This is a genomic window from Paenibacillus sp. FSL P4-0184 (assembly GCF_038004625.1).
Taxonomy (GTDB): Bacteria; Bacillota; Bacilli; order Paenibacillales; family Paenibacillaceae; genus Paenibacillus_AQ.
Genome location: NZ_JBBORN010000001.1, coordinates 4,640,444 through 4,663,715, shown reverse-complemented (window position 1 = coordinate 4,663,715; position 23,272 = coordinate 4,640,444). Strand labels below are relative to the sequence as shown.

The following is a 23,272-nucleotide window of genomic DNA, read 5'->3' as shown; positions in this document are numbered from 1 at the left end:
CTTACTACTTACTACTTATCACTTACAATACTCTACATTTACATTATTTTCAAGTGTCCTTGAATAAATTAAATAAAACCCCAACTTGTAATCGGAGACTACTAAAAGAACGGACAATCATATCCTTTTTAGCAAAAAAAGCCAGATCGTCAAGCAATTACTTATATGCTTGACGACCTGGCTTTTAATTTAAAAATAAACCAATATTTTCTTTTATGTATGTCCTTAAGTTAGTAATATTCAGCACTGCGGTACAAAGTTAATTTTTATTCATATTATAAAATAAGACCCGCAGTGAAAGGAATTTACACTCATGGAATATTTGAATATGCTGGCTAAATTAGGTGTTGGAAATGCTCATCCTGGAGGGTTTACTGCAACTTTAAAGCAATTTGAACAATATCCGCTACCACCTGCTTCCCGAATCCTTGAAGTTGGTTGTGGCACTGGCAGAACATCTTGTTATTTAGCTGCACAAGGTCATGATGTAGTAGGTATAGATATTCAACCAGATATGATCTCAAAAGCAAAAATACGAGCTGAAAAAGAGAATTCTTCAATTCAATTCTTAGTAGGAGACGCAAGTTCGCTTCCTTTTCCTAACGAGTCATTTGATGTGATTCTTGTTGAGTCTGTATCCATTTTCACTGATACAGAAAAGGCATTTTCGGAATATTATAGGGTTCTGCGGACTGGAGGCAAGCTTTTTGACAGAGAAATGATTCAATATAAACCTATGTCTACAGAAATCAATCAAGTGATTAGTACATTTTATCATGTTGAGAATCTATGGGACTTTAATAAATGGTCAGCATTAGTAAACACTATGGGATTTTATCATTCACAGATAGATGGTCCCTTCTTGTTTCCTAAATCAAGTGAGGATCTTACAGAGCATCCAGACCATTATCAACAAATGGATACTGATTCCTTTCTTGACCACACGATTTGGGAAGTGATCAGTAAGTACAACAGTATAATGGACCGTTATCATGAATACATCGGATTTATTCTCGTTATTGGAACGAAATAAAGGATTGGCATGTCCATCAACATTTGCGAAAAAAGAACAATAGCCTTGGAACAGTGGCTATTGTTCTTTCTGATAGCCTGCTATTATACAAAGAAACAAGCAGATAACACAATTACTAATAAGATATAAAGAACCAAAATTTCTCCAGTAGAAGTAAATCTGCCTCCAACTCCACAACTCATTGATTATCCCCCCTTTTACTTCTTAAAACATAATATGCACTGCTATTCTAAATGTATGGATTATAACCTAATTAACACGAAGGAAAAATACGGTTATATCCTAATCATTGTGATGTAATAAAATCATTCAAAAAATATTTGTAACTAACTAAAAAACAAATTGACTCAATAAATAAACACGTGTTATATTTTTCTTACAGGTGGTATAAAAACTTATACTCCTTTTATAAAAGTTCCAACTATGCAGTTCGAAGCGGAGAAATTACTCATGAAAGAAAACGGGAACGATTTACTACGTATTTTGGAAGCCCTGTCCAATCCCTATCGTCTGCGCATCATTGCGTCGTTGAAGGATAGACGGAAATATGTCAGTGAGCTTGCTCGGGAAATCGGTATAAGTCGGCCTTTGCTGTATTTACATCTACAGAAGTTAGAAGGAGCCGATTTGGTATCCGGCAGCTTAGAGTTATCAAATGACGGAAAGGCGATGAAGTTCTATGAGCTAACGGATTTTAATATCCTACTCTCGCCGGAAATAATTGCGAAATTGGTCCCAACATTAAGTGTCAAAGTTTCTCAAACAGATGATGAATAATAGGAGGGCTATCCATGAATCAAGACAGCGGAAGTTTATATGGTTATTTCGGAATGGCATTCGGATTCGGAATTCTCGTTCTGGGGGTAATTGTTGCACTCGTAGTCACTATTCAGAAGTCTAAGACCAAACGTTTTGCAACCCAAAACGCATATTCGATCAATTTGGAGGATGAGTTCCGCAAGCTGACGGGAAGCTTTTCCGTCATGCAGCACGAAATCAAGGATAGACAAGACAAATCATCTGAGGAATTGTCGCAAATTCGAACCCGCATCGAAAAAATTGAAAAGATTCTTAGTGAGGTAGAATAAACGGCGGAATTGCAACAATCACCCCTGTAAAGGCCCATCCGATAAGATATGATGGGCCTTTGTTATATCCTTCATTAACTTCAGTAAGCCTTGAACAGCACCGCACGTTCCCTTCTTTATCATCAAAACAGCACAAAATATCATGCACTGCTTCCCTTTCCACCTTAAACTGTAGAAAAAAGGAGGGAACAGGATGTTAACGATTTCCGTTCATACACTGGATTTGAAAGGAACAAGCTATGAAATTGGGTATAAGCTAGGCAATATTATTTCAGAAAATACAGCACACAAGATTGCTTACACTCGTATACTCGAAGGCTTTGGTTTAACAGAATATAAAGACGCTGTCAAACTATTCGATGAGTGGTGCCCAGGCATTTCAGAAGAAATTGTTGGCTTTGCCGATGCATTAAAGGTTAATACCGAGCAAATCGCTTACTACGCCATGACGTATCTGCTGCCGCGATGCAGTCAGATTGCCTTACTGCCAAATATGACAGCACAGAACAAGCCATTGTTAGCTCGCAACTATGAATTCAATCATCAGATCGAGGATTTTGTGTTAGTCAGAACCTCAGTAACAGGTAAATATACGCACATGGGCACAAGTACAATGAGCTTTGGGAGAGACGACGGTTTTAATGAGCATGGACTTGCTGTTACAATGAGTGCTTGCGGCTTTCCTGTCGGGGCTGTGCCCTTTTTGCGTGCACCTAAAGTAAAAGGATTACATTTCTGGGCGGCCATTCGGGCGTTACTGGAAAATTGTAAAAATGTCGAAGAATCACTTTATTATTTAAAAGAGATGCCTATCGCCTGTAATGTCAATTTGATGCTGCTAGATAAAAAAGGGAATGCCGCCTTGTTTGAAACGATGAACGGCATGCAAGCGACGAAGCAAATTAGTCCAGCTTCGCAAGAGCAGTTCCTCTGGGCTACCAATCATCCAGTCCTTCCACCATTAGTTCGTTATGAGCCCCAGGCTGCCATTCATTCTTTACGGCGAGGGGAGTGGATCGCTTCACAACTGAAAGGAGCAACAGCTATGACGAACGAACATCTAAAGGAGATGCTGTTGTCCAAATACCCGAATGGGCTGTGCAGTCATTATTATGAGGATTACTTCGGTACAACCAAAAGCATGGTGTTCTCCCCCGCAGACGGTATAATTGAGCTATGTTGGGGCGGCAGAGCGGAAAATGGCTGGCAGACTTATGATTTAAAACAAGCTATACCAGACTCCACAACAAATATCCAGATTTGTATGGAGAGCGCGGACAAAGCTATGTTCGATTATCACTCTTTACTTTGAACAGTTGACCGATGGAGGGATTCAAATTGGACTATCGACTGGCGTTAGAGCAAGCGATAATCTATATTGAAGACATGCTTGGCGAAGCGATTAAAGTAGAGGATGTTGCACGGGCAGCAGGCTATTCCTACTATCATTTGAACCGCCAATTCACCGCTATATTAGGGGAAAGCATCGGCAGCTATATTAAGAAACGTCGACTGGCCAATGCTGCAAAAGCTTTGCTTTACACAAACAAAAGAATTATAGATGTTGCGCTAGACAACGGCTTTGAGTCCGCCGAGTCTTTTAGTCGTGCGTTTAAATTCATATATAAGGTCAGCCCGCAGGAATACCGTATCAATCGACTGGACACCTTCATTGCTTCCAAGACTAAACTGCACGCTAATTTATTGGAGCATCTAACTTGCAATGTTACCGTACACCCTACCATTGTAAAACTCCCAGAGACGAAGGTCGCCGGAATACGTGGAGAAACAACGCTCAAGGATAACAAACTAGCCGAACTGTGGCAGAAATTCAACAATATTTCTACTCAAATTCCCCATCGTTCACTTAATGGACGAGGATTTGGCATCTGCGAGGCCTGTCATGAAAACAGCCTATACTCCATGAGTGATGAGGTGCTATTTACAGAGGTCGCTGGCATCGAAGTGGCTTCTTTTGAAGGACTTCCTGCAAAATTTGTACAAAAGGTACTTCCAGAGGGGCGTTACGCCGTATTCACTCACACTGGTACACTGCGCACGCTTCCCCAAACGTTCCATTATATTTGGGGAACGTGGTTCCTTAACACGAAAGAGGAAATGGACGAGCGGGAGGATTTTGAGCTATACGATCAACGATATTTAGGATATGATCATCCTGATTCCAAAGTTGACCTGTACATTCCGATCAAATAAAAATCATTACCCCCTAGAGAATTATTGGATGATAGCGCGACTTAGACCGAACAGCAAAAGCCCAAGCGTTGAACACGCCTGGGCTTCTATTTATAGGTAAATGTGGTCTTCAGACATTATTAGTGAATCAACAACACACAGCACTCCACATGCCTAATATCCCTATACTGTCATTGGATTGAATTCATTAACTCGTAGAAATATTTAGGTTCCTGAGTTTTATTAAGACGATACCAAGCGTCTAATGTTTTTGGAGAAAATACATCTAGCGCTTTTAAAACATGAACAGAAAATTCTAATGGAGCTACTCCGGATGCGGTGATCAATTTCCCATCGGTGACAGCAGATTCCACTTTGTAATATTCTTCGCCCGTGTAAGAATGGCAAATCATTTTAAGGTAGGCCAAATCATTGCTTGTGTGACAACGTGAATCTAACAATCCTGCTTGAGCAAGTCCTAAGGTAGCACCGCAAATTGCTCCAACTACTATCCCTTCCTTTAAACACATCTCGACAATTTTTAATATGGGCACGTGAATAGCTTCTGTCCATGTATTTCCACCAGGTAAAATCAGTGCATCTACGCTTTTAATGCTGCACTCATCCACTTTAATGTCAGGCATTATTTTCAATCCGCCCATTGTAGTTACCGGAGTCTTTTCTATCCCAACGGTGACTATTTTTGCTGGAGCCAGCCCCTGTCTGAAGTGTCTTCCAGAGTTCAGTTCGGCGGCTAAATAACCTATTTCCCAATCGGACATGGTATCAAACACATAAAGATATACTGTATTATTCATTTCTAAGTGCTCCTCATAAAGTTTATTAGGTAACAGCAACCATTCATCTTTAATGAGTGGTTATCATTATAATAAAACAACTTCACTGACATCTGCTGTCAGTGAAGTTGTTAAACTTGATAATATTCCATTAACTCTGAAGCAACCGCCACAAGTTTATTCTTTAGATTCTGTGGCTCTATAACTTGAATGGATTTCCCATAGGGAAGAATTATATACGGAACATATGTATACAGTGATTCTTCCTCAAGTAAAAAAAATGCTTGCGTTGATGTCCGCTCCTGCAAATGATGCTCCAAAAACCAATGTATGCATAAATCATCCAACGCCTCTGCCCTGCCACCAATAATTAAAGATATTAATTCGGATTTACCTACTACATCTGGTAACAGATTTTTCATAAAAAAAGTACGCGCTGAAAAATCATTGGGACGCCTAAATGAGAATGACGTGCGTGTGATGTTCAGAATTCGTTCTACCCGAAAGCTGCGGATCTCATTCCTCAGGTGGCAAAATGCAATTGTGTACCACTTATTGTTCCAATTAACCACGCCATAGGGGTCTATTACCCTATTTTGGGACTGCTCTTCATGACTGTTACGATAAGAAATTTCTACAGACCATTCATTTGCTACAGCGTGCTCCAATTCCTGCAATACCGGCTGAACAGCGGGGTATCCCCTGCGGTTTATTACTTCAAATCCGGCTAAATGATGGCTTAGTATACTTTCCTGCTCCTGATTCGAATACATTTTCAACTTGGATGTTGCATTCTCTAATGCCTCACTCAAAGGATATCCGGCTTCTTTTGCAAATAGGGCAGCATGAAGCAGTGTCTTTTTTTCATCAATACTAAATAGCAGAGGAGATTTGATAAAATTGTGCAGCAAGCTATACCCGCCATTGTGCCCTGTGTCGGATATGATAGGGACGCCACTGACACATAGTGCATCAATATACCGATAAACTGTTCTTATATTTATCTCTAACTTTTCCGATATTTGCTTTGCAGTCAATTTCTCTCCCGAATTCAACATCCATAGAATTGTTAGCATATTATCATTTTTTGGCATAACATAATCCTCACCTTTGATTACCACTATACTTAGCTTCTAACAAGCACTTTAAGTGATTTGTTTGCTAATCCACTGTATTCCTTTATTCTGATCCTAGTAGTGTTGATACACTCCTGAATTCCTTGTTATTACTAATCAACTCCGTTAGTGTTACCTGAGTGCTCACTCCCCCACATCTCCATAACTGTTCTAACGGCGATTTTTTTCAAATCCTCTTTTCATTTCAATAAATGCCTCAGCTTATCTGGGTTCCTAACAAAGTATAAGTTGCGAATCGAATTTCTCTCGACATGCATTAGCACAACAGTTACGATGCCATCTCCTGAACGGACAACGAGTCCTGTTTGGCCATTTATATCCCTCATTTCTACATGCACGCCTCCTTCGTAATGAGGAGCCTTACGAGTTAAGCCGAGAAGGAACCGGGCGACGAGATCGCGCGATTCAATAGGATGGACGGCGGCGAAGGCTTTACCCCCTCCATCTGAGACCAACACGACATCTTTGGCGAGCATGGATACAACCCTATCCACGTTACCCTGTTCGAGAGCCGCTAGGAGTCGACGGACCCACTCTTCGCTTGCAGCTTCGGGATTGACTGGTTCATCGGGGGTAATCCCCATTTTTCCTCTCGCACGGCTGATCAGCTTGCGGCAATTCGCTTCGCTTTTGCCAACGAGCTCAGCAATTTTAGCATATTCAAAGCCGAGCGCCTCACGAAGCACGAACACTGCTCGTTCCGTAAGGGACAGCCTTTCAAGCAATACGAGCATAGCATAAGACAGCAGCTCGCCTTGAACAACCGATTCAAACGATTCATCATTCGGAGTAAGAAGGGGCTCAGGAAGCCATTGCCCGAAATACTGTTCCCGCCGCTTACGCGCCGAATTGAATAAATCCCGACAGCGATTAGTTACCATTTTGCACAAATATGCTTTGGGTTCAACCAATCGATCCAGCTTTACATCATACAACTTCAGGAATACGTCCTGCACAGCGTCCTCCGCATCGGAGACCGATCCAGTCAGTTGGTAGGCAAGCGTAAAAAGCAGCCCTTTATAATGCTCATATAACTCTTGCATCTTAAAATTCCACCCTTTTCCACTAACCCTCTGTTTACATTATTTTAACAGACTTGCCGAATCCCATGTGAATTTCCTTATTCGCCAACCCAGCTTTCCTGTAAAAATAATATCTAACCCCCATTGATGTGTCCATACCATTCCCTGCTCCGGACCTAAGGCAAAACAAAAAAAGTCAATAAATTCCTTATGCATGGGTGCCGGACGCCCTGCAATATCCGCCGATAAAATCTTTCCAAGCCTTGCTGCTTGGGCGGTCGCTTCCTTACACGTCTTCCCGTCCACCCGTCCGGTAGCAGGGTCTACGATTCGCGCACAGTCGCCGATACTGTATACACCCTGGGCCCCTTGAACCCGATAACTTGCATCTACGATCACGTATCCTTCCGGAGTGACCGGTAACCCGATGCTTTGCAGCATTGGGTTGGGTAACAGCCCCAGCGTCCAGACACATAGGCCAGCGGACATCGTTTCGCCGTTAGATAAGGTTAGCACTCCCTCTTTCTCCTGTAATACCCTACTTCCATGTAAGGTAGTTACTCCGCAAGCGTCAAGTGAACGTTCCAGTTTAAGCCCTACTTTTGCCGGGCCTTCTGGGAAAAGTCTCTTATTCGCGTTAAATAAATTTATCCTTACAGCATTCGGGTCAAGTCCCAATGATACCGCATCATCACGAAAAAAATAAGCTAGTTCAGCAGATGTCTCGATGCCGCTTATGCCCGCTCCAACAACGGCAATGGTCATTAATCTCTGACGTTCTTTCGAGCTTTTTTCCTTTACAGCTTTCTTTATATTCGCGCGCCATGCCTCTCGGATCTTCCACGCAGCGTCTAAACTCGCTAATGCTATACCTCCTAGATCAGGGTCGGGTTGCCGCACGACGCTGCCCACCGCCAGAACGAGGAAGTCATATTTTATCGAATTCTTATTTCCTACAGCATCCTGACAAAGTAGCCTTCTTTCCCCTGATTCGATTTTCGTTACAGTAGCCTGAACGAATTCAACCCCCTCGGGAAATAACCTAGTCAGAGGGATAGTAATCTCTTCATCTCCGACCGCGGGCTTAAAAAGCAATACTTTGCGAAAGTGATAAGGGTTCTTATCGATTAAAATAAGTCGGAGTGTTCGTTTACTTGCTTGCCCCTTAAATGTTTTCCGAATCGCTTTAACTGCATTAATACCTGCATATCCTCCGCCAATAACGATGCATGTCAATTCTTTCATTGCAACCACTCCTTATTCCGTCTGCATATAAAACGAGATAAGGAGTCGTTTTGTGACAACAACGATATTTCAATGACTGCCGATTATCTGTACTTGAAAAAGTTATCATCGCAAAAAACATTTTGTTATTCAAAGTAATATCATCAGAAGGGATACATCCTTCTTAAATTGCAATCCCAATCAAAGTGGATACTATACTTTTGGTACATGAATTAATCCGTTGAAGGTTATCTCTTAACTGCATACTCGAGGTTTTCAATCTTCGTTATCATGGTTATTTTACCATAAAATGTAATTTTATCCGGTTTACAAATTGACTAAAACAAAAAAATCACATCAACTTATAGCAAAAAGACTTGCTCGAGATATCAATACCTTCTAGCAAGTCTTTTTATCTTAAATTATAAAGAAACTAATGCCTTATACAAAAACATACTCCCCGTCACCGATCTGAATCGTCTTCTCTTTCAGCGCTAATGAATCCGTTTCAAAAATCACCTGCTTGAACTGGTTCTCATCCCCTTGCACGAAAGCAAAAGACTTATCTCCTATCGCAAGTTTAAAGGTACCGTCCTCTGACTCTGCTACAGGCAGTCCGAATATCGATCCCCAGTGTTTAGCGGTAGCTGCAGGATCGGAGACATGGAATACAGCGCGCACGATTTCGACATGACCAGCAGGATGAGGCTGGATGACTCCAGACGAAGTTAATCTTTCTAACCTCTCTGCATCTGTTCCGCTCCATTGAATGATGAACGGATAGACTAGGCCTTGAAAGGCACCACCGATAGTCATCATGCGCCACTCGATTAATCTTCCCTCGTTATCTAGACGCTTCCCATCGATGATTGGAGATAGTGATAAACCCGCTGCCTTAAGGGAATCCGCTACTTCTTCAATATCATCTGTCCGGATGACTACTCTGCTTAAGACTTCATGCTCCGGCAGAAGTTTTACAGCGTCTTTCACCACTAGATTATGTTCGGTTGCCTTTGCCAGCTCAAGATTCTCAATGCCCAGAAATTCGAGATAGGTTAGCCCGAAATAACTTAATGCGTTATAGGTTCCCCAATCTTTATGAGAACCTCCCTTAAAAGCAACCAAATCATGAGCTCCAAAAATTCCAACCGGTTTGGACAGATCATTGACGTAGTGTACTAAGTGATCCCATTTCACTGTTGCCATGATTACTTCACTCCTAGCTCAGTAGTACGCTTCACAGCTGCCAGAACACTTCTTTGCAGACCTGCTGCGAAATCACTGTTATTTAATTCGTACAAGCCATGCATTCCAACTCCGCCAGGTGAATTATTAATATCAAGCAGTTGTCTTGGATGCAGCCCTGTCTGCTGCAGCATAGCTACCGATCCCATCATATTCTCCAGTGCAACATTCCAGGCTTGCTCACGCGGCAATCCGGCAAGCACACCTGCATCTACAAAAGACTCTATGAAATAATAAATATAGTTGGGGCCAGCCACACCAAATCCAGTGAAAATATCCATTAATGTCTCATCCAGATATTGCACTTTACCAAATCCGAGTAAGAAATGCTCCACTTGATCACGGCTAGCGTAAGCATTTAATGCTACACCGCTATATCCGTAGCCTGTATCCGTCAATGTATTTGGAATGACACGGATAATGGACCTCTCAGCTCCAAAATAGCCTGCTAATTGGACATTCGTCACACCTGCCACAATCGATACGATGACTGCGGTAGGTGAAGCGAATTGTTGTACGATTTGTCCAAGTGTAGTTAAATCATCCTGTGGACGCACCGCAACCACAATCAGATCTGCAGTAGATAGGCTTTGCTCCTGTGAGCTCTTCGTATCTATTCCGTATTTGGTACTCAAAAACTGAAGACGAGCTTCATTAATGTCAGATATACTAATTTGATCTACCGACAGGGTGTTGTTGGATATACATGCGCGAATGATCGCTTCCGCCATCTGTCCTCCACCAATAAAATGAATCTTTTCTTGTGTCACTTGCGTTCACTTCCTTACTTAATTGTTGTCCCATGCTTCAGGCAGAATGAAACCATCATATTTCTCTATTCCACGAATATATTCTTCGAACTCTTTAGATTCATAAGCTGCTTTCAAGTCTTTCGCCCACTGTGTATTTTCATCCTTTTTATTAACTGATACGATAATTCTGTGTTCCATAGGCGTATTTTCGATTTTCAAGGCATCCGTAATCTTTCTGTCTGAATTAGCAATATAATTCCCGTTTACAACGCCGTAATCAACATCTTGCAGTGAAACTAGGATTTGAGCAGGGTCCAATATTTTAATATCAATGTTATATTTATCCGGTTCCATGCTGTTGATGTTAAAATCAGCTACGCCTGCGCCATCTTTAATCTTGATCCAACCCAATTCTTCCAGGATACGAAGTGCACGCTCTTGGTTAACAGGATCATTCGGAACAGCTACGGTTGTACCATCTTTAACATCGTCAAGTGTAGTATGATTTACGGAATAAAGACCTTGTGGTGCACCAGGCGCATAAGCAATTCCTACCATGTCTGCTTTGATTTCTTTGTTGATTGCCTCCATGTATGCTGTGCTTTGGAAGATACTTGCGTCAATGGAGCCTTCCTTCATCGCAGGATTGACCTGCATGTTTTGCGAAAAGGACTTAATTTCAACGCTATAGCCTTGTTTCTCTAGGATTGGAAGGATCGATTGGCGGAATTGCTCCTCATAGGTTCCCACACCAAATCCAATGGTAAGCTTCTTCTTATCTCCAGAATTATCGGATTGACTATTCCCGCAAGCCGTCAACACCGCTAGAACCCCTATCATCAACACTACTATCAACTTTTTCATAACTTCATCTCCTATTCAAATATAGATTGTTTTAGTTGTGCTAACGCCTCATCCGTCACATTAAGTGGGATAGCGCAATTTGGAGAAAGAATAAAAGGCTGGTCTTTCATTAATGTCAGTGCTTCTTTAGCCTGCTGCTTAATTTGTGCGATATCGTTTACAGCGAACAGCCCATGATCGACGCCACCTACTTTAGTAGCTTTAAGATCCGCCTCTAAACCAGGGTTCCCCTCGGCTATAGTATCCCAGCTGATCCCATCAATTAGATAATCATTAAATTTCTCAGGCTGGGCATAAGCCCCACAAGTATGAAGAATGTTTTTGCCGTAGCTTGCAGCTTCTAAGACAATAGAGTCATAAGGTCTGGAGAACTCGTCAAACATAGCTTCATCAAATAATCCTGGGTGAGCGGTGCCTGTCACAGCGTAGAACAAACCGTCAGAACCCACTTGCTGCAGCTCTTGTACATAATCGGCTAAGGTTAATGAAATCGCATGTAACGCATGATGCGCTGCCGCACGATGCTCCTTAAATAACGACTCCAAAGTTACCGGATGCTCAATGCCAAACACTGTTTTTGTAACATAAGCAGAACGCCCTACAATAAATAGCAATACTGTTAATGGAGAGAATACCGTTTGGATTAGTGGGGTATTAGGTAGTCCTTGACGAATTTTCCTAACACTCTCTAAGTGTTCTGCCAAGGAAGCTGTATGCACCGCCTTTTTAACTTCGATATCCCATAGATTAACCGCTGATGGAATTGCTGTTGTTTGCTGCCTTGGAAATACAGTCTGATAATCCGTAAAATCATATTGATTGCCCCAAGCTTCCGCCAAATAAGTTGCTCTAGGATTGATCTTGACCCAGTCCCAATCATATTGTTTCGTAAAAGAAATCGTAGTTTGCGCTAAATCATCTGCAGTTTGTTCTTTGTCGATAAAATGCCGCCAACCACTTACAATTGGGCGATCTGCCTTTTCTCCAGATAATATCGCTTTAAATCGATCTTGCTTGCTCCATTCACTCATCTGCCAAACTCCCTCCCGGAATATGTAATGACTAATAACGGCGAATTTTTCTTGCTAGCGTGTTGCCTAAAGATTGAATGCCTTGCACTAGAATAATTAGAATAACAACAGTGGCTACGACTACAACCGTGTCAAAACGTTGGTATCCATATACAATCGCCAAGTCGCCGACACCGCCGCCCCCTACCGTTCCAGCCATTGCAGTTGCACCGATCAACCCGATCGTTGCCGTTGTCAAAGACAGAATTAATGATCCAACCGCCTCTGGCAACAAAAAGTACCAAATCACTTGAAATGGCGTAGCCCCCATCGCTTCAGCAGCTTCGAGAATTCCCGGGTTCACTTCAAGCAAGGAGTTTTCTACTAAACGGCCAATATAAGGTGCGATGTAGATAATTAAAGGTACAATCGCTGCGCTTGTCCCAATCGAAGTATGAACAATCAAACGTGTGAAAGGTACAATCGCTACAAGTAAAATAATAAAAGGCAGAGAGCGTATAATGTTGATGATCGGATTTAGTATGGCGTAAAGCGCTTTGTTCTCCAAAACCCCACCAGGACGAGTGATTACAAGCAATATCCCAAAGGGTATCCCTATCAAAGAGCCAACAAACAAGGAGACGCCAACCATCTGAATCGTTTCAATAATCGCCTGCAGAAATTGATCACCTGTTAATGTGGTCGAAAACATTAGATTCTACCTCCTCTACACCGACTCCATGACGTTTTAAGAAAGATAACGCATTGTTAATCTCAGGTGTATCTCCACTGCATTGAATAATTACTGTACCCAGTGTCGTTTCCTGAATCTCGGTCGTGTTCGCAAATAAAATATTGACCTTCATATCGTAGGATCGAATCATCTCGAACAGGATAGGCTCAGAGGCGCTTTCTCCAACAAAATTAAGTTTATAAAGGACACTTCCGGGTTCTGTTTTGATGGATTTTTGGACGCTTGGCGTAATGCTATTTTGAATAACCGTCTTCACAAAATTCTGTGTCGTCTTATGCTTGGGACTACCGAATACATCTAGAACGCTTCCTTGCTCAATAATTCGGCCCTCTTCCATGACCGCCACCTTGTTGCAAATCTCTTGAATGACAGACATTTCATGTGTAATGATCATCACAGTAATGTTGTACTCTGCATTGATTTTTTTTAATAGCTGTAAAATAGAATGTGTTGTCTGTGGATCTAAGGCAGAAGTCGCTTCATCACATAATAGGATGGATGGATTCGAGGCAAGCGCTCTGGCAATCCCGACCCGCTGCTTCTGTCCACCTGACAATTCACTAGGGTAACTCCCTGCTTTGTCACTTAATCCAACAAACTCTAGCAACTCTTGTACACGCTGGCGGATTTCATTCTTATTCTTTTTTAAGAGAACTAGAGGAATCGCTACATTATCAAATACTTTTTTAGATTCTAATAGATTAAAATGTTGAAAAATCATGCCAATATTCTTCTTAGCCGCCCGTAACTCTTTATCGTTATAGGTTCCTAAATCACGCCCAGCAACGAAGACCTGTCCTTCAGTTGGTCTTTCCAAATAATTGACTAAACGAATTAATGTACTTTTCCCCGCACCACTATAGCCGATAACGCCAAAGATATCGCCTTTATCAACCTTTAAATCGATCCCTTTAAGAGCATCAATCGTGATTCCTTTCCGAGTGAACGTTTTGGAAACCTGTTTTAGTTCAATCATATACATTCCTCTCAATCATCTTTAGGATTTAGGTCTAGGAGATTAATTAAGCTTTGACTTGTAGCTTCACCAGCGCTTGTTCTGCCAATAAAGCGAAGTACTTCGCAGCGGGTAAAATCGCAGCTTCATCCACATCGAACTGAGGGTGATGTAAAGCATAGGCTGGGCCTGATCCTATATTTACAAAAGCACCCGGTATCTGTTGTAAATAAAAAGAGAAATCTTCTCCTCCCATTTGCGGAGGGATATCATGTACTATATATTCGGCATCTGAAGCGACCTCTTTGGTAAAGTCAGCCCATTCGCCATGATTAATCGTTGCTGGTGGTCCTGGATACCAATGTAGCTTAGCCTCTGCTCCAGCAGCTGCAGCAATCCCTTCAATAATTCGAGTCATTTGGACTGGAATTTGGTGACGGATCTCTTCATTGTAAGTTCGCACCGTACCTTCTAATTCCACTTTTTCCGGCAGGACATTCCATGTGAAGCCCCCATTAATTCTGGTGACACTTAACACCACCGGTTCTGTAGTACTGTTTTGGCGGCTTACGATGGTTTGTAGCGAGGTAATGATCTGAGCCGCAGTGACAATGGAATCCACACCTTTTTCAGGATAAGCAGCATGAGCGCCGACACCTTTTATCGTAATTTCAAACCGATCAACACCTGCTGTTAAAGCTCCTGTTCTTGTTCCAAAAGCTCCTGTAGGCAGGTCTGGTGAATTATGTAAACCGAATATAGCGTCAACACCCTTGAGTCCTCCTGATGCTAAGACGCTCTCCGCCCCATGCCCTGTTTCTTCTGCTGGTTGGAACAATACTCTAACCTTGCCAGGCAATTCACTTTCACGTGCTTTTAACAATAAGGCAGCTCCTAGAATCGTAGCCGTGTGAAAATCGTGCCCACAAGCATGCATTTTCCCAGGAATCTCAGAAGCAAAAGGTAATCCGGTCTGTTCCTCTATCGGAAGTGCATCAATATCACAGCGAATAGCTACAACAGGTCCATTACCTTGTCCGATCTCTGCGATAAGTCCGGTTTGTAAAGGAAGGTCTAGAATATGAATATTGGCATGGGTCAGCCATTCCCGTAATTTCTCTGTGGTCTTAAATTCTTCATAAGCTAATTCAGGCTCTCTATGTAGGTTTCTACGAACATCAATTAATTGATTCGCTAATGCTTGATCAACCTCATTAAGTATATTCATAGTAAATTGCTCCCCTTTCTTTATGCTTCCAACTTTTCTTCAATACCTTTAATCCGGTCAAGTGCAGTAGCTAGACTGCTTAAAATATGATCTCGCATTGCTTTTTCAGCGCCATCTTCATTGTGGTCAGCGATCATTTGCAAGATAAGATCATGTTCTTCGTCCGCCTGTGTATTCCAATCTCCATGCATGGAGACGAATCGACAATAGCGAAGGGAATGATCTCTTAATTGATTCAGAACTTTCTCGAATGTTTTTAGTTCACTGATTTCTGATAAATAATCATGAAACTCAAATCCATAGGTTACAAAATTCTGATTGTCGCCAAGTTGGAAGGAGTGTTTCATTTTTGTAATCATCGTCGTTAAATTTACAATATCGTTCTCTGTAGCATGCTTAGCTGCATTTCTTGCGATGTAGCCTTCAAGCATGCTGCGAATTTGGAATATTTCTTCAACCTCTTTGAGTGTCACAGAAGCCACCCGAAGTCTTCCATTTGGCTGTCGAATGAGAAAATCCTCGTTCTCCAATCTCTGTATCGCCTCTCTTAGTGGAGTACGACTAACCCCTAGTAACGCCGCCAAATTTTCTTCATGTACAGGTTGATTCGGCTCTAATTCACTATCAATAATTTTTTGTTTTAATGCATCATAGGTATTATCCTTTGACAACCTCCGTGATCGTATCGCCATATTTATGTAGCTCCTCATCGATAATCTGTCGGGCAAGAGCCTCAACAATATATTTGTATAATTGTATACAATTATTAGTTTTGAATGGATTCGTTCAAGCTTTTTTATACTATATTCCAATTAATCCACCTAGTCAAGTAGGATTTAGAGGAATAATGCACTTATCTTCAACATAAAAAAACTCTACAACCGCAAAGGGTCGTAGAGCTTAATTTGTTATTGTTAGAAATTAAATTGTATTAAAATTTAATAATCCCTGAAGTATGAAGCAACACCAAGAACACCAGAATCGGCGCAACATACCGGAGCATAAACAACCAAACGCGGAACCAACCTGCCTTAAGCCCAGCCGCTTCTGCTGCCCCTTTCCAGAAATAACCAGCAAAGATGGTAACCAACAGACCGCCTAGTGGCAACATAATGTTAGAAGTTACAAAATCCACCCAATCGAACAACGCTTTTCCGCCAAACGATAGCTCAGGGAACATTCCCAAAGACATCGCCGAAGGAATACTGAGTAGAAAACATACTAGAGACAATATCCAAACTGAACGTTTCCGGTTCCAATTCCAGCGCTCCATCGCGAAAGATACAGGCACCTCAAGCAAGGATACGGCTGAAGTTAAAGCGGCAATCGCCAGCAAAATAAAGAACAAACCACCAAAGAATGCACCAAACGGCATTGCTGAGAAAGCTGCTGGCAAAGCAATGAAAATTAGCGAAGGGCCTTGATCAGGAGCAATGCCAAATGAGAATGTCGTCGGAAAAATAATCAATCCTGCGATAAACGCATATAACAAATCTCCCGCTCCGACTGCGAGTGCGGCAGTTCCTAGCGATTGTTTTTTATCCACATAAGAGCCGTAAGTCAGGAGGATCCCCATCCCTAGTGACAATGAAAAGAAAGCATGTCCCAATGCAACTAACGCAGATTCCGCCGTCAGCACCGAAAAGTCTGGTTTAAGGAAAAAAGATACCCCTTCGTTTGCACCTGGTAAGGTTACTGCGCGAATCATCAATACAAAAAGGAGAACTACCAGACCAGGAATTAATACTTTATTAAATTTCTCAATCCCGCCTGAGACTCCAAGAATGACTACACAAGCAGTAATAAGAATTGCGATCCCCTGCCAAACAATTGGCATAGGTCCAGATATAAAGGAGTTGAATTCACCTGCATAATTACTGGAACTGAACAGTTGTCCATTGAAGGCAATCATTGCGTAGTTCAGTGTCCAACCTGCAACAATGATATAAAAGGAGAGAATTAAAAATGGTGCAAGGACTTGTAGAAATCCGACTGCCATCCAGCTCTTCCCGCCTCCAGCCCGTACAAATGCGGTAGCCGCGCTTCCTCGTCCGCTGCGACCGATAGCCAACTCAGCCAACAGTACGGGTAATCCGATCAACACTAAACATACAATGAAGAGAAGGAAGAAAGCTGCCCCTCCATTTTCCCCAGTAATATATGGAAATTTCCACATGTTCCCCAGTCCTACTGAGCTTCCGATAGCTGCAAAAATAAAGCCGGCGGAAGAGAACCGCTCCTTCTTCTCTGAGAGAAGATTTTTTTCACCTTTAAATTGATTCATTCTTTTGCCCCGTTTTCTTTTTTTTCTTTTTTAGACCTCATTATAGCCTATGTTAGCATGATCGTCATATGAAAATTTTCTGAATATTTTTAGTATTTTCAATAATTATCCAATTCAGTCATGAAATTCATCGCAACAAAAAAAGAGCTACATGTTCTAGTCTTGGACTAGAACCGTAGCTCCTTTTTCAAACTCTTTTTCTAAAAAGAGATTATTCTTTTACAGCACCTACCACAATCCCAGTTACAAAGAAACGTTGTAGGAAAGGATACACCAATAGAATTGGCAAAGCACTTATGAAAATCTGCGAGGCCCGGATGGTTCGTTGTGATAAATTAGCAACGGCTGCCGGATCAAGCTTAGACATATCTGCCTGAACGATAATCGTCTGCATAAACGTTGCCAACGGAAGCTTGTCTGCATCTCTGATATAAATAATACCATCAAAATAAGCGTTCCAGTGTCCTACCATAAGGAATAGAGAGACGGTTGCAATAACAGGTAAGGAGACCGGTAAATATATTTTCAAAAAGGTCTGAAAGTGCCCTGCCCCATCAATAAAAGCTGCTTCCTCAAGATCTTTAGGTACGGTACGGAAGAAATTCAGAAGCAAAATGATGTTAAATACAGCAACTAATCCAGGAAGAATAAGCGCCATCAATGAATTCATAAGACCAAGCTTCAGAATTAGAATGTAACCCGGTATCAGACCACCGCTGAACAGCATAGTGACAACAAAATACCAAAGATAGACGTTTCTTGCACGAAAGACTCTTGTTTCCTTAGACAGCGCATATGCTGCAACCGTATTTACCACCAGCGCAAGTCCTGTTCCGAGTACTGTCCGTTCCACAGACACCCACAAGGAGTTAAGGAAATTGACATTATTAAATGTCTTTGCATAGGCTTCAAAGGTAAAGCCAATTGGCCAGAATGTGACTAATCCAGCATTAGCAGGTGCGGATGCACTAAGAGATACCATGAGTAAGTGGTACAAAGGTAGCAGGCAGAGCACGGAAAGGATAGTCAAGCACACATTATTGATTATACTGAATATTCGATATGGAATTGTTTTATGGTACATCAGTTGTCATCCTTTCTAGAAAATTCTGTACCCTGCAAATCTATAAGCAAGTCGGTAAGAGACTACGATTAAGACTAAGCTTATTCCCGATTTAAATAGATTAACTGCGGTTGCGAAACTGAACTGTCCGCTTAGTAGACCTTCTCTATACACGAAGGTATCAATGATATCTCCCTGCTGATAGATCAATGGACTGTACAAGTTAAAGATCTGGTCAAAGTTTGCATTGAGCACATTACCCAGTGCCAAGGTGGCGATTACGATAGCGATTGGGATTAACGCAGGAATTGTGATAAACATCGTTTGTTTCCAACGCCCCGCCCCATCCACTTCAGCAGCTTCGTAAAGTGATGGATTGATACCCGAAAGTGCCGCTAAAAAGATAATCGTATTGAAACCAAACTCTTTCCAAACATCACTAGCAATGATAGTGAACCTGAACCAGTTGCCGTCTCCTAGGAAGAAAATCGGCTTGATGCCGAATACAGATGTGAGGAATTGATTGACAATACCTGTCTGAGCAAGGATATCAATGAGAATCCCTGAAAGTGTAACCCAAGACAGAAAGTGCGGAAGATAAACGAGTGTTTGAATGGTTCTTTTAAGACCCATCCTCCGTACCTCATTAAGTAATAAAGCGAAGATGAACGGAATAATCAAGTTCAAAACAATCTTGGAGCAAGCAAAAAATAACGTATTCCATGTAATGGACAGGAAATAATCATTCTCCCACATGTACCTGAAATGTTTAAGTCCGACCCACTCGGAATCAAAAAAACCTAGTGCAGGTTTATAGTCTTGAAATGCCATAAGAATTCCGGACATCGGAATATAAGAAAAAATAAAAACCATGATTGCCGCTGGCAACACCATAAAATGGAGAATCCATGGTTGATTAAAGCCTTTTTTTCTTTTTTTACTCGGCTGACTTTCTAGGCTCGCCTGTGGTATCGAGTTAACCTCCATATTAGCCTCCATAGCTCTCTCCTGTTCCCAAAAAAAATATTTTGTGTGTGATGGGGATCTCTGCTATAAATAGTATCAGGCGTTTCTCAGGTTTGACTATATAACATTGTTAGGCTTGATAGGGTTTTATTAGGACAACATCTGGAGGGGCATTTATGAATTTATGGAAGCGCTTTACAATACTTAGAGGAAACTTACAGTCTCGATTTAGTCTGTTTGCCAAAATAAACAGCTTGATCATACTCCTATTCATTCCCATCATTATCATGTATACCTTTTCAAATAACGTCACCTTCGAGGTTGTAGGTAAAGAGTTGCAGACGTCCAATACGAAACAACTCACTTTTTTATCCAATCAGATCGATTCTCGAATTAATCAGATGATGGACTTCACCCTTATTCTTTCAAGAGATCCCAACGTCAGGGCATTCAATGGACTAAATGTATGGGAAGATCGATATGATCAGATGCAGACCAGATATATTCTCCAGGAAAAGATGGTGCTTCAAGCTGGGGTTACAGATATTTGGCCGACCAGATACGCCGTTCATTCACAGCAGAATAAGGATGTCATCGCCAATTACGACAGACCCATCGGGTATGATGAGGATTATTTAAAAGCAAATATGAGCGGAAGATGGACGTATGGTGATCATGGTGTGGAATCTCAAGGCGATTTAAAATCATTTTACTGGTTCTTAACGGATTCCTTAGCTCAGCCGGGGACGTTAACAGGAAGTAGCCTAGTCATTGAAGCCAGCTTCAGTTATACGAACATTCAGAACATGCTTGATTCGTACAAAGCAGGTGGGCAAGGCGATCCGTTCTTCTATCACAAAGGGGAGAAACCGATCCTCAACCGTAGCGCGGACAAGCAGCTATCCGACGAACTAGTTAATTACCTGAATAATCACTCTCCAGAGAATACAACTCAGGATGTAGTGAAACTAAATGGGAAGAACTATTTGGTCAGTTCTGTGAAATCAGCCTCTTTGGATTGGCATTTAGTAGATGTTGTCCCGCTTTATCAAATTCTCAAACCAATTTCTCTTAGTCGGGATTTATTCTATATCACAATGATTCTGCTATTTGTTGTGGGAGTATCCTCTTCCATTCTGCTATATAGAAACGTTCAATATCCGATTAAAAAACTAGTCAGTGGTTTACAGCGCGTACAGCAAGGAGATTACTCCGTACGGCTTCATAGCAATGAGCAAAATGAGTTTTCGTTTCTGTTCCGTCGTTTTAACGACATGTCCCATCAAATTCAAGACCTGATAGAAAATGTATTTAATGAAAAGATCCGTGCTCGAGAAGCTACCCTGAAGCAGCTTCAAGCGCAAATTAATCCGCATTTTCTCTATAACTGTCTTGGTTATATTATCAATATGGCCCAGATGAAAGATGAGGACGCAGTCGTCTCAATGGCTTATAATCTAAGTGCTTACTATCGTTATACCACCCGTATGGAACGGGAGACGGCTTCTTTGGAGGAAGAAATCAAGCTCTTGGTCAACTATTTAGATATCCAGAAACTGCGCAATGGCAGAATTGATTATCATATTGATATTCCTGAGGATATGCTTAGCCAATCTGTACCTCGCCTAATGCTTCAACCTATGGTGGAGAATTCTGTGATTCATGGAGTAGCGAAGTCCTATTCATCAGGTGAGATCAAGATTAGTGGTGAGAAGTCAAACGGCTTCTGTAGAATTTATATCGATGACGATGGTCCTGGCCTGAATCCGGATCAGCTAGAAGCATTAAACCGTAAAATGCAGGAGCCTTTGCAGGAGGAAATGGGTTGTGGTCTTTGGAATACAAATCAGCGGATCATTCACCTGTTCGGCAATCATTCAAGCCTTACCTTCAAGCCATCCCCTCTCGGTGGATTCCGAACAGAAATTATCTGGGAAATCCCAACTGAGGATGATAGTTATAAATTAAAGGAACATCAAGGAGACTAACAACATGCAGATGATCATAGTAGACGACGAAGCACACTGGGTAGATAATCTTTCCATGACTAAACCCTGGCATACGCTAGGAATTGAACATGTGCATAAAGCTTATTCCGCACGTGAAGCGCTACAAATTATTGATACGCATCCCATTGATATAGTAATCTCAGATATTCAAATGCCGGAAATGACGGGAATCGAATTGATAGAGCGGATAAGAAAACATAACAAAAAAATTAAATGTATTATTTTATCCGGCCATTCAGAATTCGATTATGCCAAAAAAGCACTTCAAAACAAGACCGTGGATTACTTGCTTAAACCGCCTACTGATGATGAATTGCTCGGAGCAGTTAAAAATGCGATCAATCAATTAAACGCAGAATGGGAGCTCATAAGTTCACTTAGTCGGACCCAGTTTACCCTTCGGGAGAATCTTCCGGTTTTACGGGGGCGATTACTCCTGGATGCCTTACAAGGACATCGATTTCAAGCTGGTGAATGGGAACGGAAGCTTGTGAGTTACGATCTGCCCTTCCAATCCGGAGAAGCCGCTTTAATGCTTGTACGAATGGAAGAAGAATTCGGAGAATTTGATAACACAGATCAAACCTTGATCGAATATGCGATCATTAATATGGCTGAAGAAATTATGGGAGAATTCATGGAGGTCTGGGGGGTTAAGGAAGAACATGGTTACCTTGTGTTTCTGCTTCAGCTTAAAGATCAAGGAACCGACCTTGAAAAAGAATCCATATTAGAGAAGCTTTCTTTACAACTTCAGTATAAGGTTAAGCAATTTCTGAAAGGTTCACTCTCCATTGTAATCACGGAGTGGTTCAAATTCCCTGAGCAGCTGTCGACTCGTTTCCAGCAAGCTTCATCTTCTTTCCGTCAAATTGTCGGGGATGAGCGTGAATTCATTATGCGCGTTAGTGACTTGGAGCTTCCTTCAGTGCATGGCCCCTTAGATGCTCTTTATACCCCTCCCACTTTGATTCATCTACTGGAGAGTGGACATTGGGATGCGGCTGAAGAAAAATTGCTTGCCGTCTGTGCCGAGCTGGATGAGAAATGGTCTGAATCCTGGGAGCATTGCATGGAGGCTGGCTTTTTAATTACTGCCTCTTTCACGAATCTCGCACATCGTAACGGTCATACATTGGCAAACTTAATGGGGACCGATATAGAAGCGTTGCAGAGCGGGGATGCTTTTTCCAGCATTAGTAAACTAAGAAAATGGTCTCTAAGTGTTCTGGCCCAGCTAAAAGAAGGAACATCCAACGAAATTAAAGACATTCGTTCCGAATATGTAAAGAAAATTCAAGATTATACGGATAAGAACTTGCATGATGATGTATCATTACGTGTTCTAGCTGACCATGTAAATCTCCATCCGACACATTTATCAAAAATCTATAAGATTGAAACGGGTGAAGGAATCAGCGATTATATCTCGCGCTTGCGGATGGATCGTGCCTGTCATAAGCTGAAGACCACCACTAAAAAAGTCTATGAAATCAGCATGGAGATTGGATATATGGACCCTGCTTATTTTATCAAAGTATTCAAACGGCAGTTTGGGGTAACACCGCAGGAATATAGAGACACAAAATAAAGAGCATGATAGAGTCCTATCGAAACTAAAAATCTCATATAGATGACATCCCCGACAA

General features: G+C 41.7%; 23 protein-coding genes. 7 read left to right on the top strand and 16 right to left on the bottom strand.

The window, feature by feature from the left end; all coding sequences use genetic code 11:
* The first annotated feature begins 313 nt into the window (after window positions 1–313).
* Window positions 314–1,033 carry a class I SAM-dependent methyltransferase gene (locus MKY52_RS20485; protein WP_341053130.1) on the top strand — a complete coding sequence of 240 codons (720 nt, stop codon included), beginning with the start codon at window positions 314–316 and terminating at the stop codon, window positions 1,031–1,033.
* 83 nt (window positions 1,034–1,116) lie between these two features.
* Here MKY52_RS20485 and MKY52_RS20480 read toward each other — a convergent pair whose 3' ends face one another.
* Window positions 1,117–1,215, bottom strand: a complete 99-nt coding sequence (locus MKY52_RS20480; RefSeq protein ID WP_082651031.1) for a sporulation protein YjcZ — start codon at window positions 1,213–1,215, stop codon at window positions 1,117–1,119.
* 268 nt (window positions 1,216–1,483) lie between these two features.
* Here MKY52_RS20480 and MKY52_RS20475 point away from each other — a divergent pair, with 268 nt between their 5' ends.
* From MKY52_RS20475 to MKY52_RS20460, 4 genes are all read left to right on the top strand, one after another.
* Window positions 1,484–1,810, top strand: coding sequence for an ArsR/SmtB family transcription factor (locus tag MKY52_RS20475; protein WP_341053128.1), 327 nt, complete (start codon window positions 1,484–1,486; stop codon window positions 1,808–1,810).
* Between the two features lie 14 nt (window positions 1,811–1,824).
* On the top strand, window positions 1,825–2,121 hold the full coding sequence (locus MKY52_RS20470; protein ID WP_341053126.1) for a hypothetical protein: 297 nt from the start codon (window positions 1,825–1,827) through the stop codon (window positions 2,119–2,121).
* A gap of 193 nt (window positions 2,122–2,314) precedes the next feature.
* Entirely contained in the window at window positions 2,315–3,433 is a 1,119-nt protein-coding gene (locus tag MKY52_RS20465) for a C45 family peptidase (protein WP_341053124.1), read from the top strand.
* A gap of 26 nt (window positions 3,434–3,459) precedes the next feature.
* Window positions 3,460–4,335 carry an AraC family transcriptional regulator gene (locus MKY52_RS20460; protein ID WP_341053122.1) on the top strand — a complete coding sequence of 292 codons (876 nt, stop codon included), beginning with the start codon at window positions 3,460–3,462 and terminating at the stop codon, window positions 4,333–4,335.
* Between the two features lie 170 nt (window positions 4,336–4,505).
* On the opposite strand, the gene MKY52_RS20455 is transcribed toward MKY52_RS20460, so the two are convergent.
* The 15 genes from MKY52_RS20455 to MKY52_RS20385 all read right to left on the bottom strand — a co-directional run bounded on the left by MKY52_RS20455 (window position 4,506) and on the right by MKY52_RS20385 (window position 19,635).
* Window positions 4,506–5,132: a type 1 glutamine amidotransferase family protein gene (locus MKY52_RS20455; protein WP_341053121.1), complete on the bottom strand. Its 627-nt coding sequence runs from the start codon at window positions 5,130–5,132 to the stop codon at window positions 4,506–4,508.
* A 110-nt stretch (window positions 5,133–5,242) separates the two neighbouring features.
* Complete coding sequence (locus MKY52_RS20450) at window positions 5,243–6,205, bottom strand: helix-turn-helix transcriptional regulator (RefSeq protein WP_341053119.1); 963 nt, start codon at window positions 6,203–6,205, stop codon at window positions 5,243–5,245.
* A gap of 221 nt (window positions 6,206–6,426) precedes the next feature.
* Window positions 6,427–7,290: an RNA polymerase sigma factor SigJ gene (gene sigJ, locus MKY52_RS20445; RefSeq protein WP_341053118.1), complete on the bottom strand. Its 864-nt coding sequence runs from the start codon at window positions 7,288–7,290 to the stop codon at window positions 6,427–6,429.
* A gap of 39 nt (window positions 7,291–7,329) precedes the next feature.
* Window positions 7,330–8,514: an NAD(P)/FAD-dependent oxidoreductase gene (locus MKY52_RS20440; protein ID WP_341053116.1), complete on the bottom strand. Its 1,185-nt coding sequence runs from the start codon at window positions 8,512–8,514 to the stop codon at window positions 7,330–7,332.
* A gap of 420 nt (window positions 8,515–8,934) precedes the next feature.
* Entirely contained in the window at window positions 8,935–9,699 is a 765-nt protein-coding gene (locus MKY52_RS20435; RefSeq protein WP_341053115.1) for a VOC family protein, read from the bottom strand.
* Between the two features lie 2 nt (window positions 9,700–9,701).
* Window positions 9,702–10,508: a pyrroline-5-carboxylate reductase gene (gene proC / locus MKY52_RS20430; RefSeq protein WP_076285376.1), complete on the bottom strand. Its 807-nt coding sequence runs from the start codon at window positions 10,506–10,508 to the stop codon at window positions 9,702–9,704.
* An 18-nt stretch (window positions 10,509–10,526) separates the two neighbouring features.
* Complete coding sequence (locus MKY52_RS20425) at window positions 10,527–11,354, bottom strand: MetQ/NlpA family ABC transporter substrate-binding protein (protein ID WP_076299273.1); 828 nt, start codon at window positions 11,352–11,354, stop codon at window positions 10,527–10,529.
* 11 nt (window positions 11,355–11,365) lie between these two features.
* Window positions 11,366–12,385: a uroporphyrinogen decarboxylase family protein gene (locus MKY52_RS20420; protein ID WP_341053113.1), complete on the bottom strand. Its 1,020-nt coding sequence runs from the start codon at window positions 12,383–12,385 to the stop codon at window positions 11,366–11,368.
* A 31-nt stretch (window positions 12,386–12,416) separates the two neighbouring features.
* On the bottom strand, window positions 12,417–13,076 hold the full coding sequence (locus MKY52_RS20415) for a methionine ABC transporter permease (protein ID WP_042189536.1): 660 nt from the start codon (window positions 13,074–13,076) through the stop codon (window positions 12,417–12,419).
* Window positions 13,051–14,094 carry a methionine ABC transporter ATP-binding protein gene (locus tag MKY52_RS20410; protein WP_341053112.1) on the bottom strand — a complete coding sequence of 348 codons (1,044 nt, stop codon included), beginning with the start codon at window positions 14,092–14,094 and terminating at the stop codon, window positions 13,051–13,053. Before MKY52_RS20410 ends, MKY52_RS20415 begins: the two co-directional genes overlap by 26 nt.
* A gap of 46 nt (window positions 14,095–14,140) precedes the next feature.
* The gene (locus MKY52_RS20405) at window positions 14,141–15,301 is read right to left on the bottom strand and encodes an amidohydrolase (RefSeq protein ID WP_341053111.1); all 1,161 of its coding nucleotides are present in this window, start codon (window positions 15,299–15,301) and stop codon (window positions 14,141–14,143) included.
* A gap of 20 nt (window positions 15,302–15,321) precedes the next feature.
* Window positions 15,322–15,993 carry a GntR family transcriptional regulator gene (locus MKY52_RS20400; RefSeq protein WP_042189543.1) on the bottom strand — a complete coding sequence of 224 codons (672 nt, stop codon included), beginning with the start codon at window positions 15,991–15,993 and terminating at the stop codon, window positions 15,322–15,324.
* Window positions 15,994–16,232: 239 nt separating this feature from the next.
* Window positions 16,233–17,585, bottom strand: a complete 1,353-nt coding sequence (locus MKY52_RS20395) for a sodium-dependent transporter (protein WP_341053110.1) — start codon at window positions 17,583–17,585, stop codon at window positions 16,233–16,235.
* A 211-nt stretch (window positions 17,586–17,796) separates the two neighbouring features.
* The gene (locus MKY52_RS20390; RefSeq protein ID WP_341053109.1) at window positions 17,797–18,669 is read right to left on the bottom strand and encodes a carbohydrate ABC transporter permease; all 873 of its coding nucleotides are present in this window, start codon (window positions 18,667–18,669) and stop codon (window positions 17,797–17,799) included.
* Window positions 18,670–18,684: 15 nt separating this feature from the next.
* Complete coding sequence (locus tag MKY52_RS20385; RefSeq protein ID WP_341053469.1) at window positions 18,685–19,635, bottom strand: ABC transporter permease; 951 nt, start codon at window positions 19,633–19,635, stop codon at window positions 18,685–18,687.
* Between the two features lie 155 nt (window positions 19,636–19,790).
* Here MKY52_RS20385 and MKY52_RS20380 point away from each other — a divergent pair, with 155 nt between their 5' ends.
* Both MKY52_RS20380 and MKY52_RS20375 read left to right on the top strand, forming a co-directional pair.
* Window positions 19,791–21,602: a sensor histidine kinase gene (locus MKY52_RS20380; RefSeq protein ID WP_341053108.1), complete on the top strand. Its 1,812-nt coding sequence runs from the start codon at window positions 19,791–19,793 to the stop codon at window positions 21,600–21,602.
* A 4-nt stretch (window positions 21,603–21,606) separates the two neighbouring features.
* On the top strand, window positions 21,607–23,214 hold the full coding sequence (locus MKY52_RS20375; protein WP_341053107.1) for a response regulator transcription factor: 1,608 nt from the start codon (window positions 21,607–21,609) through the stop codon (window positions 23,212–23,214).
* Window positions 23,215–23,272: the final 58 nt, after the last annotated feature.

Excerpts from the sequence above, each read along its gene's own strand:
- MKY52_RS20485 (WP_341053130.1), top strand. The coding sequence starts at position 314 with ATGGAATATTTGAATATGCTGGCTAAATTAGGTGTTGGAAATGCTCAT.
- MKY52_RS20480 (WP_082651031.1), bottom strand. The coding sequence starts at position 1,215 with ATGAGTTGTGGAGTTGGAGGCAGATTTACTTCTACTGGAGAAATTTTG.
- MKY52_RS20475 (WP_341053128.1), top strand. The coding sequence starts at position 1,484 with ATGAAAGAAAACGGGAACGATTTACTACGTATTTTGGAAGCCCTGTCC.
- MKY52_RS20470 (WP_341053126.1), top strand. The coding sequence starts at position 1,825 with ATGAATCAAGACAGCGGAAGTTTATATGGTTATTTCGGAATGGCATTC.
- MKY52_RS20465 (WP_341053124.1), top strand. The coding sequence starts at position 2,315 with ATGTTAACGATTTCCGTTCATACACTGGATTTGAAAGGAACAAGCTAT.
- MKY52_RS20455 (WP_341053121.1), bottom strand. The coding sequence starts at position 5,132 with ATGAATAATACAGTATATCTTTATGTGTTTGATACCATGTCCGATTGG.
- MKY52_RS20450 (WP_341053119.1), bottom strand. The coding sequence starts at position 6,205 with ATGCCAAAAAATGATAATATGCTAACAATTCTATGGATGTTGAATTCG.
- sigJ (WP_341053118.1), bottom strand. The coding sequence starts at position 7,290 with ATGCAAGAGTTATATGAGCATTATAAAGGGCTGCTTTTTACGCTTGCC.
- MKY52_RS20440 (WP_341053116.1), bottom strand. The coding sequence starts at position 8,514 with ATGAAAGAATTGACATGCATCGTTATTGGCGGAGGATATGCAGGTATT.
- MKY52_RS20435 (WP_341053115.1), bottom strand. The coding sequence starts at position 9,699 with ATGGCAACAGTGAAATGGGATCACTTAGTACACTACGTCAATGATCTG.
- MKY52_RS20425 (WP_076299273.1), bottom strand. The coding sequence starts at position 11,354 with ATGAAAAAGTTGATAGTAGTGTTGATGATAGGGGTTCTAGCGGTGTTG.
- MKY52_RS20420 (WP_341053113.1), bottom strand. The coding sequence starts at position 12,385 with ATGAGTGAATGGAGCAAGCAAGATCGATTTAAAGCGATATTATCTGGA.
- MKY52_RS20415 (WP_042189536.1), bottom strand. The coding sequence starts at position 13,076 with ATGTTTTCGACCACATTAACAGGTGATCAATTTCTGCAGGCGATTATT.
- MKY52_RS20410 (WP_341053112.1), bottom strand. The coding sequence starts at position 14,094 with ATGATTGAACTAAAACAGGTTTCCAAAACGTTCACTCGGAAAGGAATC.
- MKY52_RS20405 (WP_341053111.1), bottom strand. The coding sequence starts at position 15,301 with ATGAATATACTTAATGAGGTTGATCAAGCATTAGCGAATCAATTAATT.
- MKY52_RS20400 (WP_042189543.1), bottom strand. The coding sequence starts at position 15,993 with ATGGCGATACGATCACGGAGGTTGTCAAAGGATAATACCTATGATGCA.
- MKY52_RS20395 (WP_341053110.1), bottom strand. The coding sequence starts at position 17,585 with ATGAATCAATTTAAAGGTGAAAAAAATCTTCTCTCAGAGAAGAAGGAG.
- MKY52_RS20390 (WP_341053109.1), bottom strand. The coding sequence starts at position 18,669 with ATGTACCATAAAACAATTCCATATCGAATATTCAGTATAATCAATAAT.
- MKY52_RS20385 (WP_341053469.1), bottom strand. The coding sequence starts at position 19,635 with ATGGAGGTTAACTCGATACCACAGGCGAGCCTAGAAAGTCAGCCGAGT.
- MKY52_RS20380 (WP_341053108.1), top strand. The coding sequence starts at position 19,791 with ATGAATTTATGGAAGCGCTTTACAATACTTAGAGGAAACTTACAGTCT.
- MKY52_RS20375 (WP_341053107.1), top strand. The coding sequence starts at position 21,607 with ATGCAGATGATCATAGTAGACGACGAAGCACACTGGGTAGATAATCTT.